The organism is Brochothrix campestris FSL F6-1037, assembly GCF_000525915.1.
GTDB classification, from domain to species: Bacteria; Bacillota; Bacilli; order Lactobacillales; family Listeriaceae; genus Brochothrix; species Brochothrix campestris.
In genome coordinates, this window is the sequence record NZ_AODH01000053.1 from 1 (window position 1) to 12,978 (window position 12,978).

Sequence of the window (12,978 nt, forward strand, 5' to 3'; positions counted from 1 at the left end):
TCTGGTTCTGTACTTCCTTTCTGGTTCTGTACTTCCTTCTGGTTCTGTACTTCCTTCTGGTTCTGTACTTCCTTCTGGTTCTGTACTTCCTTCTGGTTCTGTACTTCCTTCTGGTTCTGTAGTTGCTTCTGGTTCTGTACTTGCTTCAGGTTCTGTACTTACTTCAGGTTCTGTACTTCCTTCTGGCTCTGTACTTCCTTCTGGTTCTGTACTTCCTCCTGGCTCTGTACTTGCTTCTGGTTCTGTACTTCCTCCTGGCTCTGTACTTGCTTCTGGTTCTGTACTTCCTTCTGGTTCTGTACTTGGTTCTTTGTTATAGACATACGTGACAATCACCTTATTTTTGGTGTGAATTCCGATTGCATTACTCGGTAATCCACTTAATTCATAACCATCAAATTGTTTAGCTAATGTTGTGTAGTTACTACCTATGTCACCTCTAATATATTCGGAACGTGTTAATTCATTACCAGCTTTATCGATATAATAGATTTCAACGATGCCTTTATTAATGGTTCCCGTTCCTTCTCCACCACCTGTTATCGAATCATTGAAAATAATACTTTTATTTTCTGTTACTATCCCTTTACTATGCATTAACATGGCAATATTTTCGATTCGATTGCCGTTCAAGATTTTCTCATTAATTAAAACCTTATATGTAATAAGATACGTTTCTGATACGGTTCCAAGTTTGATATTTAAATCACTATTATCCTTATCAAATGTCAGTCCACCCTTTAGCTTAATGTCTTCAGTGACATCACTAAAAACATCTTCTCCAACGGATTTACTAATTTTCACACTCGTTGGATCAAATAGGAATTTCTCATTTGCTGCATAATCTGAAACGACAACATTTTCTAATGTTTGTCTTGCCTCATTGATTGTTACCGTATACTCAGCCTCTAATGAATCACCCACTTGATGACCAGATTTACTTAATAGCGGTATCGTTTCAACTACTCCTCCCAAATAATTAATCGTCTTTGTTGTACTGGCGATAATTCCATCTTTATCTGTTAATTCTGCTGTGACATCTATTTTTTTTTGTTTCATTTTCGATGTTTTGATTGATTTTTTGATTCACAAAAAAAGAGAGTTCGATCGCATGATGTTCTTCAACATAGTCTGTGAAAATCAATTCAAGCTGATGATTCTTACTGTCATAGATTAAATCAGCCATCTTTTCACCCGTGGTTTTATCATTAATCGCCATCGTGAATTGTGTGTCTTTCATTATAAATTCTTGTGGCAATGCAATGGCAATTAAATCGTTCTCATGATATTTATCATCATATAAATTCACGTCAAACGCTAACTTAAACTGTGACGCTTGATTCAAAGTGTCGATTTCAGTACCCTGAATTGTCGATAAAATTTGCATCTTAAACGTCTCTTTTTGACTTGCTTGAACCCCTATTGATGTAATAGATGCTAACATTGTTACAACCATTAATACGATTATCCCTGTTTTTCTTAATAAACTTAGTCCCATAATCATTCCTCCTAATAATAAAGAATATCCGTTTTTTTAAATAATATGTGAATTTCGCTTGATATTTAACTATACCTTTATAATAAAAAGTTAACATTTCATTTTTTTCCGAACAGAACGAAATATATGAATGAGCTTTTTTAACAAAAAAAAGCAGTCTCCTCAAAAAAGGATACTGCTTCAGATTGTAGAAAAAGTCGAATTAAGCTTCTTTTTTCTGTGAAAATAGATCAAGCGACTTTGGCTATAAGATGATAAGACTGAATAAAATTGCTGTTGAACAAACTTATTTCACGACTGAGCAAGTCGTAACGAAATAAAACAGCGCTGCTATTCAGTCGCATAGCCGTATTCTTAATGAGGATACTGTCTGTTCTCATACACTATCTACCCGTATGATTGATACCTTAGAAAACATTTTATTCCTTTAGCTTAAATAATGACAGTGCTGAATCCGGCGCCCAACTTGAATCACCATAGTTTAAATGTGCATTGATTGTTTCATATGTTTTACCTTTGTATGTTACCATTTGGCCTAATTTATATTCGACCGGTGCTGTTAACGTACCCGGTACCCACTCGTTTATCGGTGCAATTTCTTTAAAAAGACTCAATGCTTTATCTGGTGCCCAGTTTAAATCACCATAGTTTAAATGCGCATTGATTGTTTCATATGTTTTACCTTTGTACGTTACCTTTTGGCCTAATTTATATTCGACTGGCTCTGTTAACGTACCCGGTATCCATTCGCCCGCTTGAGGCAATACCGCTGTTTTTTCGGTTGTAACAACAAATGCTTCACTAGCTTCAGACACGTTTCCTCCCGCACTAATTGCTTTAATAGTATAGCTGTACGTTGTATTTGCTGCTACCGTTTCATCCATGTACATTGTTCCTGCCGATGTTCCGATTTTTTCACCATCACGATAAATATCGTAAGCTTTCACACCAATTAAATGTGATGATTTTGTCCACATTAAGTTAACTGAATGATCCGTCGTTCCCATGGAATGTACCCCGGATGGTACGGTTGGTGCTTGTTCATCAATGGCTGGCATTTCAACGGTTGCAGCTGTTAAAACCGCTGATTTCTTGGAAACATCACCATTAAAGTTAACAGCTTCAACTTGATATTGATACGTCGTTCCAGCAGTTAATCCCGTATCCGCAAAAGTTGTTCCAGCCATTGTTTGTACTTTTTTACCATCACGATAAATATGATATTCCTTAACGGCTGTATTGGTTGGTGCTTGCCACGCTAAATCAAGCGTCGATGTTGTTGCGTTTGTAGCTGCTAGTTCAGTTGGCGCGTTAGGAACAATCACTTCTGGTGCTGGTGCCCCGTCATTGTCGACATTCACATCGATGACTTGATAAAAAGCATTGGCGGTATCGGCAACATCCCAGACTGCTAAAATAACATTATAGCCACTGCGGTCATTCGGTACATTGATGGTATGTGTTAAATGACTTGAAGGATACGATCCATCATGTGCCACTGTGCCGATTAATTCAAGTTCATCGCGTACTAACGGTGCATTTTGGTCCCATCCTTGTTTTGTCATGTAATAATGCCATTTGGCGGTACTGTGTTCTTTTGTATAGGCCCAAGTGAATTGATTTAAACCGGTGGAGATCGTTTGTTTTTTCCAATAATCAGGTGTTTGAATGTCTAACACACCTTCAAATTTACCATTTGCTGATGCAATATGACCATCGGCCGGCCCGTTTTCTGGAAAACCCTTTAATGCTTCTAATCCTTGCGGTTCCGTAATGACTGAGCCATATTTTGCTAAGGCTGCATCCCATCCCATGCCACTATCAAAATCCAACTTAGCTTGGTACGAACGACTGATTGGCGATTCTACATACCCATGAGCCGAAGCATTCTGGCTCATAATTACGAGTAGACCGCTCGCTGCCACCGCTGTGATGGCAATGTTTTTTCCCAATTTAACTAACTTGCTTTTTTTTCATTTAAATCTCTCCTTTTTTAATTGTTCTTTTGCTACTTTCATCAACACTCCTTTAAGCCTATCATGATTAAATAACTGTTTTTTGTTTATTTTTACTTCGATTGATGCCATTGTTGGCAAAAAAATAAACCGACCATTAAACTGGTCGGTCAAACAAAGAGTTCTTGCTTTTAATCATAGTATACTTCTTCTAAACAGAGCGCATGGGCCGGAACGGTTATTCCCGCCTGTTGCCTTACCTTGGTTTCAAAAATTGTGGTAATCGATGCTAACGGCCGTTCACCCGCGCCTATCTCAAGTATTGTTCCCATTAAAATACGAACCATGTTATACAAGAAACCATCACCTACAAATGTAAAGGTAATTCTTTCACCCTGTTGTTGCACACTGATTTCTTCAATCGTACGAACCGTATCTTTTTTTTGTTTTTTTTGAGTGAAGAAAAACCAATAAAATCATGTGTTCCTTCTAATAGTCGACAAGCCTCTTCTATCAGTTGCTGGTTTAATGGCTGTTGATAATGAAAACTGGTCGAACGTTCCAACGGTGAAGGTAATTCCGCATTCCATACCGAATAGCTGTATTTTTTCCCCGTTGCATGATAGCGTGCATGATACCGTTCTGGCATCTCAACCACTTGTTTCACAATGATATCCTGCGGAAGGTAATGGTTTAAAAATGCGCGTATTTTAAGCACCGCTAAGTGAGAAGCCGTATGAAAATTAGCAACTTGCCCACGCGCATGTGTACCTGCATCTGTGCGACCTGAACCGATAATTTCAATCGATTCACCCGTCATTTTGGTTAAAATACTTTCAATTTTCCCTTGAATCGTTTTATCCGAATCACCAAGACGTTGCCATCCTAAGTATTTACTGCCGTCATATTCAATCGTTAATTTAATATTTCGCATGTTAGTTAAGCTCCTCTGCCATCCTTTTTCTTATATTATGACATGAGCAACGACAGATAGCTATTAACATTAGACTAAATCGCTCGTTGTAATTAATATGAAATTGCACCACGTTTTAATCCTGCTTTTTTCTTAACTCCACACTAAAGCATGAGCATTACAAATAACACATTCATTTCATAGTAACTAGATTAAGAACATCCACCTTTAACCATCAATCATTCGTGAGTAATTATTGCCATTATCTTCGATAGATACGTTGCTATCAATTTTCTTAATCGTAAAATTAAAATGGTCAGACTTACCTTCAGTCGCTCCCTCGATATGACTAGGTCCTGTATCAGTTGGCACATTAAGTGTATTATTGTATTTGTCTTTTCTGTAGTAATCACTAGTATCTGTATTACGTCTTTAATGATACTTTTTAAATATCCCGTTAAAAAAACACTGCTTAACCTTTCAGCATAACTGAAAGACTTAAGCAGTGCCCCTTATTCTTATTAAAATGGTCGCTATTCAGCGCCTTCATTACCACCATTAGATTCAGTCTCAGCTAATGTCCATTTCAATTCTGTTGAATATGTTGAATCAGTTTTCACACTTGCACCAGGTACTGATAAAGTAACAGCGGAGTTACGAATAACAGGTTTAGAACCAACTTCTTCTTCGCCAGCTTCATTTTCAGTTACAACGATATCAGTATCAGCACTTAATGATGTCTCTGAACTACCGTAGTAATTAGCCCAAACACCAGCACCTTGACCAGCAGCAGCAGTAACAATATTTATTGTTTCTTCAGGTACTAATGACACTTCTGTTGCACCAGTTGGTGCTTGTGCTGTAGAACCTTCAACTGTATTTAATTTACCATCAGTTAATTGAATTGCTGCACCTGTTAATTCCTTTTGTTCAGTTGATGCGAATTGTTTCACTTGTTGTACTGATAACGTCCAACCAGCTTCTGTTCCGCGGTTATCTGTTACTTGAACGTAGTTAGGACGGTAGTTTCCAATTTCAGGAGTACCCTCAGTCGCATCCGCTTTAATTTGTTGTGCGTAAGCACTGTACTCTTCATTTTTAGTTGTGATTTTTGCTGTACCAAAGTTTAAACTTGGCACAAAATCAAGACTTAAAGGACCATCAGTCCCTGGGCCTACTGGATTTTCTGGATCAATCGGGTCAATCGGGTTAACTGGATTTTCTGGATCTGGATCTTCCGGATCAATCGGTTGTGATGGGTCTGTATTTGTAATAAAGTTAACAACGGCCTTAGACGTTAATGAACCACCCTCTGCTGCATGAGTTGTTGTTGCGCTTGTTCCTAAAATTGCCGCCCCTAAAATAGTTGCGATTGCTAATGATTTTCCAAATGTAATTGTCATTTTAATTTAATCTCCCTTTTATTCGAATTTTTCAATCGTTTTGATACTCTTGTCGTCTTCTGACACACATTGTAGCCACTGCTAAAATCAACAGGCCACCAATGAGCGGTAACGCACTTTGTTGGTCACCCGTTATGGGTAATTGGCTAATTGAAGACAAACCACCATGACCATTTGAACCTGTATTCGAACCGTTATTACTAGCTCCATTGTTTGACCCTGTATTAGTCTCGTGATTTGAACCGCCCGTGTTTTCTTCTTCAAACACATATTCACCATAAAAACCTGTTACAGCATTTGATTGATAAGACTGTGTTTCAGCTGCTTTACTCAGTTGTACGGAACCTAACATAAAAGCTAACATCAATAGAGGAAGTATGATAAATATTTTTTTATACATCTTAACTTCTCCTTTCTATGACGTTATGTTTAGTTGCTTTCTACTTCTGATAAAATCCAAGTTAAGCTTGCACGGTATTCAACAGCTGATTTAGGTGTGCTACCAGGCACGTCTAATTGAACAGATGTGTTTTTATCGATGTCTTTTGTTGAACCATCTTCTTGTTCAACTGCAACTTTTTCAACGTTACCAAAACGGCTGATCCAAGTACCATCACCAGCATCTTTGGCAGCGTCCATTACTGAAACAGCTGTACCAGGTTCTAACACGATACTCGCTTGTGTCGTTGGTGCTTCAACGCCTTCACTGTTAGAAACAGCCACACTGTCATTAATCGTAATTGCTGCACCTTTTAATTCACTGTATTTTGCGTCAGCGTTCGTAAATTGTTGTTCTTGTTTCACTTTAAGTGACCAACCAGCTGATGAGCCACGGTTATCTGATACTTGAACATAGTTCGCAGTTACCTTATCTTTATCTGAGTAACCTTGAGCATTTGCATAATATGTTTCATCTTTTGATGAAATTTTATTGACACCGAAATCAAGACTTGAAGCAAAATCAATGCTTAATGGTCCTGGTGTTCCTGGGTTAGGACCTTCTGGATCTGTTGGATCTGTTGGGTCAACACCTTCACCTGGCTCTTCTGGATCTACTGGATTTGTTGGGTCTGTGTTAGGTACAAATTCAACGACACCATTTGACGAGTATTCTGCACCATCTTGACCTTCTGCTGCATGAGCAGTAACAATTGTTGCTGCACCTGTTGATGTTAATAATGTTGCGATTGCTAAGAACTTACCGAATTTTTCAAATTTCATTAGTTTTCCTCCTGTTTTTTACGTTTTTTTCGTACTAAGAATAAGATTAAAGCGATTAAGAGTAATAAGATAATACCACCAATAATGTAGTACATCATGTAACTCTTCTCGATCGTCACATCTTTTTCATTTAATTTTTTTGCAACGTCACCTGAAATCGTAAAATCTTTTGTCCAGCGCCATTCATTCTTATATGACTTTGCCGTCATATTAAGCGTATATTTACCTGGTTTAAGTTTTTCACCTTTTCCAAGTTCTACTGGATAATCAAAGTTCGTATTCGGTGCCATTTGCATTTTTTCAGTCGATGATTTGTATAACACTTCATCACTGTCTTTTTTAGTGATTTCAGCATTGACTTTCAGTTGATTCACATAAGTAGGTTCGATATTTTGGATGTTGGCTGCAATAATATTACGATAGTTACGTTGATCAGCGCCTACCTTGTTTAGTTTTAATTCCGGCTTGACCGTTTTTGTATCTTCACGTAATTGTATGCCTACAACATACGAATAACGATTATTAATTGACATCCCACTACCTGAATCTGTTTGCGATTTTTTGTCAATCTCTTCTTCTAATGTCAGACCGCCGGTAATGCTACCTTTAAACGATTCCTTTGGCACTTTCACTTTTAACTTTAACTCATACGTTGAATCTGCCTTGATGGTTATCTTAGACTCCGTTTTTACGATGTCAGTAATATCATGTTTCAAGGTTTCATCATTTTTTTTATCACTTGGACCGTATTCAACAACCCCACCATTATTGGTTGTCGTTGTCGCAATTTTCGGTTTTATAGTGACTGCTTTATTAGTGGTGTTTTTTAATAGAACCGTCAGTTCTTGTGACTGGTTCGGCTTTACTTTTAAATCAAAATAACCTTTTTTCTGATCAATTTGATTTTTTGGGTTTCTGTGGTATTACAGCAAAATTCAGTTCGGATGCAAACAATACTTTGGTACCACACCCCATAAGTAAAACAACTGCCATCCCTAATACTGCGATTTTCTTAAATAACTTCATTAATAAAGCCCCCCTATAAATACATATTTTCTACAAATAGTTTAGTTGATTATTCGCCTGATTCTTCTCCGCCTGGTACTTCAGACAATGTCCAAACTAAATCAGTTTTATATTGAGTTGCAGATTTAGCAACTTTACCTGGCACTGTTAATTTAACCTGGTTATTTTTGTTCATGCTAGTTTCAACAAACTCACCATCTTTTTCTTCAAGTGATTTATCGTCATTGAATAATGAATCTTCACTACCATAACGTGCTAACCATGTACCTTCACCAGCATTTTCTGCAGCTGTCATTGCAACTTGCTCTTCGTTTGGAGCTAATGCTAAGTCATTTACTGTTGCTTTGTTCGTACCTGTTGCTGCTGAAATTGCTTCAGCACCTGTTAATGAAATCGTTGTTCCTGCTAATGATTTGTTTTTAGCATCTGCATCAGTTGCTGTGAATTCTCCATCTTGCTTAACTGTTAATACCCAACCAGCAGCGTCTCCACGGTTATCTGTTACTTGTACGTAGTGTGGACGGAATGATGCTTCGCCAGCTGCATCGTTTACACCTTGTGAATAGGCAAAGTAATCTTCATCAGTTGATGTGATTTTTTGAATACCAAAGTTGAAGTTTGAAGCAAAGTCAATGCTTAATGGTCCTGGTGTTCCTGGTTCAATCGGTAATACTGGATCGGTTGGATCAACTGGCTCTGTTGGGTCTGTTGGATCGACTGGACCTGTTGGGTCAGTGTTTGGGATGAATTTAATCGCTGAGTGAGAATTAAGTGAACCCACTGCTTCGTCTGCTGATACTGTTGCGACACCCCCGATAATGGCACTGCTTAAGATTGTCATGATTGCTACTGATTTACCAAATTTTTGAATGTTTGTCATTTTAATAATCTCCTTTTTCTTATCAATTTTTTATATTTTAGCTCGTTGTAAACAACGAGTAATATATTACTTAAGTGTTATGTGTTAATTTTCATTTGCAACCGTGTCTTCTAATGACCAGATAATACTGGCATCATAATCACCGCTACTTATTTTACCTACTGGTAAGAAGAGATTTAGACCTTTTTGATCTTCAATCCATTTTTCAGATAGGTTGAATGTCCCTTTAGTTGGATCATTTTTTTCAAATATCGTTAATTTATCTGCCGATATCACTTGATTGTCATAACGAATAACTGAAGGGATCACTTTATTGGTGTCTTGATTGGTTAACTCTTGCTCGATTTGAGCGTTAACCTTCCAACTTGATACTTCTTTACGGGTATCCTCAATGATTAAATCATCTGATTTCGATTCCACATAAAAGCTCTTATCAATCGTATTTATTTCTTGATTGCCAAATGATACGTCAGGTACTGACTTCATTACTAATTCACCTTTATCTGGCCAAATCATCATAATTGATACTTTTTCTGATGTAGCGCCATCACTGTCGGTAGCATACATCGTGAATTGATGCGGTTCGTTATCCGCTAGAATCTCTTGAATTTCTTCTTCGGTGTATTCTCTCGAAACATCACGGTACAGCTCATTACCTCCAGGTTTAATACCTAAAGATTCTGGCGCTCCGCCATCAACTTCAATGTAGGTAGTGAACGTTTCACTATCAAGATCACGGACATTTGCAACAACTTCGACTATTCCACCTAAGGCTGCATGATTTTCGGGATAATACTCATACGTTTCACCGTCTTTTACTGGTGCACCAATTGTTATTTCTGGTGCAAGATTTTCAACAACAAATTTCGTACCCGCTTTAAAAGTAACATCCTTATACGTAAGATCTTCTCTTGGATTAATGTTACCTTTATCCGAATTAGTCTCCGGTGGTGAATCAATATCGGCTTTACCAGCCTTATCTTCTAATAACAGTTGACCTGTCATATCTTTCACAAAGGTTCCAGTCGGAATCTCCATACTCCAATTACCATCTGCATCAACTTCTGTTGTAACAGGCGATAAAAGCGTACCGTTTAGTTCTAGATAAACGGTTGCACCAACCTCACCAGTCCCTTTTAAGGTTGTCGTGTTAACAGAAACACGTTTCGTCAACAACTCAGTTGGTTCAGGTGGTGTAACATCAACAACTGTATACTCGGACTGCTCTTGTTGAATATGGGCGCCGTTCGCTGAAAGGGCCGTTACCACCTTATCTTGTAGATTTAATTTATCACCCGTATATTTAACTTCTCCAGTTTCATCTGTTTTAAGATCGGGATGGAGCACACTATATGAATCTTTCAATTCAACAATACCTTGGTCCTTTCCTGCGTAAACAGGGATGTAATGGAAGTTACCTTCATCATCCATACCGTTCTCATCAGGTACATAACCTAAAATAACTTTTCCGCTGATTGAATATTCAGCGTTTGTTACATCATTGAACTCGAACTCAGGATCTTGGTTCAGCCCACTAATACGACGTAATCCTTCTACACTAAAGATCGATTGTAAACCACTATCACTCGATGTAACCGTACCATTGGCTAGTCGAGTAACATAATCAACCTTGCTACCACCGTATGTTGCAGGTCCTAAGACCTGGTCTTTTAGTTCCCATACGTTCACGTCCGAATTTTTAATTGAAAATTCTTTAAAGTTTGTGTTTGCGATACTAGAATTTGCATTTGTTGCTGTACTCGAATTACGTAAATCGTAGTTTTTTGGTGTATCAATCGTAATTGTTGTTCGTCTTGCATCATTGGCAATACTAGCGTCAAACAATCGGCTATTCGTATTACCGATAATATAAAATTCACTTTCTGGTCCTACATAAAACCGTGAATCTTCACCTGTCTTAACATTTGAATTAAACGACACTGGCGACTGGCCTGATGATAAAGATGTGATGTTAATCTTATTTTTCCCATCAGCGACGAAGCTGCTTTTATAGTAGTCGGATCTAAATGCATTACCTGGCATGGTCGCATTATAAGTCGCGCCCTCTTCTAAATGAATTTCATTGTAGTAAGCGAATACAACCGGAAATGCTACGCCTGAACCGGTCATTTTAAAGCTACCCGTTGCATTCTTTCCAATAACAAAGTCATGTGATCCCGCACTGTCTTCTCTCATGCCAGCTTGTGCAAACCAGAAAAACGATCTATCATCATGGGCTGTTTGTTTAAAACCGATAACTTTCGCATTATCTTCGATTTTAACACCGTCGATAACAGCCATTTCCGTAGCGGTGTACCACGTAATATTACCGGCTAAATTTAATTGTCCACCGGATACAGAAGCGATTCGAGTTTGATTATCTAAAGCACTATTAACATCAGTGAAGTTAATTGTCCAACCCGATAATGCTGTGTTAGCATCCCCGGAAGATACGATACCAGTTACTCTACCGGCTGTTGTTGATAATGTTTTAATATTACTAATTGAAAAGGTTGCCGTTGCTGACTGTTGCACTCGAAAGACTTGATTACCTAAATCGAGGTTATAGCCATTCCCTTCGATACTGAAGTCAGTGTTACGTCCTGCGGCAAGATCTCCGGTGGTACGTGTAATATCATTACTTAAGGAAACCGCTGTGACTGTTCCATCTGCATAGGCAGCTCTCAACTCTTCCCATGTTGATATAGCAGTACCTGCACGTGTTGCTTTTGCTTTCTGTTTAGGTGTTTCTTCTTTGCTTGCGCTTGTTTCTTCTTTGCTTGCGCTTGTTTCTTCTTTGCTTGCGCTTGTTTCTTCTTTGCTTGCGCTTGTTTCTTCTTTGCTTGCGCTTGTTTCTTCTTTGCTTGCGCTTGTATCTTCTTTGCTTGCGCTTGTATCTTCTTTGCTTGCGCTTGTATCTTCTTTGCTTGCGCTTGTTTGTGGTTCGCTTGTTATTATTTGAGAGGCAAAAGTGACTGTTTCACCTACAAATAACGTGGCAATCATAATAATTACCATCAGAAAATACCTGCTTTTTCTTTTCATGCGGTTCCCTCCATCATTTATTTTTACTATGAATTCGATAACAGCTAGCTCACAATTTCCCGAACCAAATTTATGCATGGATTCATATGGATAAATCGGTATTCGTTCTGCTATAACCTTAATACTATCCTGTCTACCTCTCAATGTGAAATAGATATTTCGGATAGCACTATTACCATTCGCTATAGCCATAAGTGTGACTTCAACGAAGCCCACTCAGTTCTATCGCAGGAGGAATCGAACTGATTAAGTTTGTCCTGTGGTAATAAAGGACGAATGCTGTTAGTTACACGACCAACTAAATGGCTAATACAAATATTATCTTATTTGTCAAATTAAGTTGGACAATTGTTCTTCATTTACGTCACTCAAAAACACTTCCAATGGTGTCCGGTAGTTTAATGATTTTCTTGGTATGTGATTTCTTTTTGAAGCAACAGCTGAAATGAAGTTTTGGTCAACTTGGTTAAAGTCCATCTTTTTCGGCAAGCCATTTCGACGCAAAATGCCATTAGAATTTTCGTTTAGACCGCGTTGTGAAGGTGTTCCAGGATACGCAAAATAGATAGAGATATCATTCGAGTTACTCATTTCTTTCCAGTTTGAGAATTCTTTTCCACAATCAAACGTGATTGATTTAAACATGTTTTTGGGAATAGATTGTAACCAAGCAGTCGTTGCTTTTTCGATATCTGCTGCTTTACGACCTTCTGGTTTTAATGTGATTATCACTTTTGAAAGTCGCTCAACTAACGTGATAACAGCACTTTTATGATGAACACCGACAATTGTATCACCTTCCAAGTGTCCAAATTCTTCATTGAATTGAGTATAATCAGTCAATCGTTCCGAAATATTACGCTTAAATGCTTGCCTTCCGCGACGTTCGTTGTGTCCGTTTGGCTTACGTTTACCTTTCATTGGTAGCTTTGTGATATCGAAGTCGTTCGCTTTAAATAGGCGATAGAGCGTTCTAACAGAACATGAGATAGGTATCTCAGCACGACCAATAATCACATCAGGTGTCCAGCCTTCAG

13 protein-coding genes are annotated in these 12,978 nt (G+C 38.1%); all 13 read right to left on the reverse strand.

Annotated elements, in window-relative coordinates:
* On the reverse strand, nt 1-975 hold a 975-nt coding region (locus tag BCAMP_RS10595; protein WP_198015777.1), incomplete at its 3' end, for a MucBP domain-containing protein.
* Nucleotides 976-1,015: 40 nt separating this feature from the next.
* On the reverse strand, nt 1,016-1,498 hold the full coding sequence (locus BCAMP_RS10600) for an Ig-like domain-containing protein (RefSeq protein ID WP_035315539.1): 483 nt from the start codon (nt 1,496-1,498) through the stop codon (nt 1,016-1,018).
* A 419-nt stretch (nt 1,499-1,917) separates the two neighbouring features.
* The gene (locus tag BCAMP_RS10605) at nt 1,918-3,396 is read right to left on the reverse strand and encodes a lytic polysaccharide monooxygenase (RefSeq protein WP_156921226.1); all 1,479 of its coding nucleotides are present in this window, start codon (nt 3,394-3,396) and stop codon (nt 1,918-1,920) included.
* Between the two features lie 248 nt (nt 3,397-3,644).
* A complete protein-coding gene (locus BCAMP_RS14490) occupies nt 3,645-3,860 on the reverse strand; it encodes a tRNA pseudouridine synthase A (RefSeq protein ID WP_232217978.1) in 216 nt (71 codons plus the stop codon).
* The gene (locus BCAMP_RS10610) at nt 3,821-4,387 is read right to left on the reverse strand and encodes a tRNA pseudouridine synthase A (RefSeq protein WP_232217979.1); all 567 of its coding nucleotides are present in this window, start codon (nt 4,385-4,387) and stop codon (nt 3,821-3,823) included. The genes BCAMP_RS14490 and BCAMP_RS10610 overlap by 40 nt, the downstream gene beginning before the upstream one ends.
* 512 nt (nt 4,388-4,899) lie before the next feature.
* Nucleotides 4,900-5,769 (reverse strand): WxL domain-containing protein, encoded by an 870-nt coding sequence (locus BCAMP_RS10615; RefSeq protein ID WP_035315541.1) that lies wholly within the window; start codon nt 5,767-5,769, stop codon nt 4,900-4,902.
* 31 nt (nt 5,770-5,800) lie between these two features.
* A complete protein-coding gene (locus tag BCAMP_RS10620; protein ID WP_035315543.1) occupies nt 5,801-6,169 on the reverse strand; it encodes an LPXTG cell wall anchor domain-containing protein in 369 nt (122 codons plus the stop codon).
* 29 nt (nt 6,170-6,198) lie between these two features.
* A complete protein-coding gene (locus tag BCAMP_RS10625; protein WP_051457047.1) occupies nt 6,199-6,990 on the reverse strand; it encodes a WxL domain-containing protein in 792 nt (263 codons plus the stop codon).
* On the reverse strand, nt 6,990-7,889 hold the full coding sequence (locus BCAMP_RS10630; protein ID WP_232217980.1) for a DUF916 and DUF3324 domain-containing protein: 900 nt from the start codon (nt 7,887-7,889) through the stop codon (nt 6,990-6,992). The genes BCAMP_RS10625 and BCAMP_RS10630 overlap by 1 nt, the downstream gene beginning before the upstream one ends.
* Entirely contained in the window at nt 7,885-8,016 is a 132-nt protein-coding gene (locus tag BCAMP_RS14815) for a hypothetical protein (RefSeq protein ID WP_269479294.1), read from the reverse strand. Before BCAMP_RS14815 ends, BCAMP_RS10630 begins: the two co-directional genes overlap by 5 nt.
* A gap of 49 nt (nt 8,017-8,065) precedes the next feature.
* Nucleotides 8,066-8,896, reverse strand: coding sequence for a WxL domain-containing protein (locus BCAMP_RS10635; protein ID WP_035315544.1), 831 nt, complete (start codon nt 8,894-8,896; stop codon nt 8,066-8,068).
* Between the two features lie 84 nt (nt 8,897-8,980).
* Nucleotides 8,981-11,914 carry a pectate lyase-like adhesive domain-containing protein gene (locus BCAMP_RS10640; RefSeq protein ID WP_035315546.1) on the reverse strand — a complete coding sequence of 978 codons (2,934 nt, stop codon included), beginning with the start codon at nt 11,912-11,914 and terminating at the stop codon, nt 8,981-8,983.
* 357 nt (nt 11,915-12,271) lie between these two features.
* On the reverse strand, nt 12,272-12,978 hold a 707-nt coding region (locus tag BCAMP_RS10645; protein WP_035315547.1), incomplete at its 5' end, for an IS30 family transposase.

Excerpts from the sequence above, each read along its gene's own strand:
- BCAMP_RS10600 (WP_035315539.1), bottom strand. The coding sequence starts at position 1,498 with ATGGGACTAAGTTTATTAAGAAAAACAGGGATAATCGTATTAATGGTT.
- BCAMP_RS10605 (WP_156921226.1), bottom strand. The coding sequence starts at position 3,396 with ATGAGCCAGAATGCTTCGGCTCATGGGTATGTAGAATCGCCAATCAGT.
- BCAMP_RS10610 (WP_232217979.1), bottom strand. The coding sequence starts at position 4,387 with ATGCGAAATATTAAATTAACGATTGAATATGACGGCAGTAAATACTTA.
- BCAMP_RS10615 (WP_035315541.1), bottom strand. The coding sequence starts at position 5,769 with ATGACAATTACATTTGGAAAATCATTAGCAATCGCAACTATTTTAGGG.
- BCAMP_RS10620 (WP_035315543.1), bottom strand. The coding sequence starts at position 6,169 with ATGTATAAAAAAATATTTATCATACTTCCTCTATTGATGTTAGCTTTT.
- BCAMP_RS10625 (WP_051457047.1), bottom strand. The coding sequence starts at position 6,990 with ATGAAATTTGAAAAATTCGGTAAGTTCTTAGCAATCGCAACATTATTA.
- BCAMP_RS14815 (WP_269479294.1), bottom strand. The coding sequence starts at position 8,016 with ATGAAGTTATTTAAGAAAATCGCAGTATTAGGGATGGCAGTTGTTTTA.
- BCAMP_RS10635 (WP_035315544.1), bottom strand. The coding sequence starts at position 8,896 with ATGACAAACATTCAAAAATTTGGTAAATCAGTAGCAATCATGACAATC.
- BCAMP_RS10640 (WP_035315546.1), bottom strand. The coding sequence starts at position 11,914 with ATGGTAATTATTATGATTGCCACGTTATTTGTAGGTGAAACAGTCACT.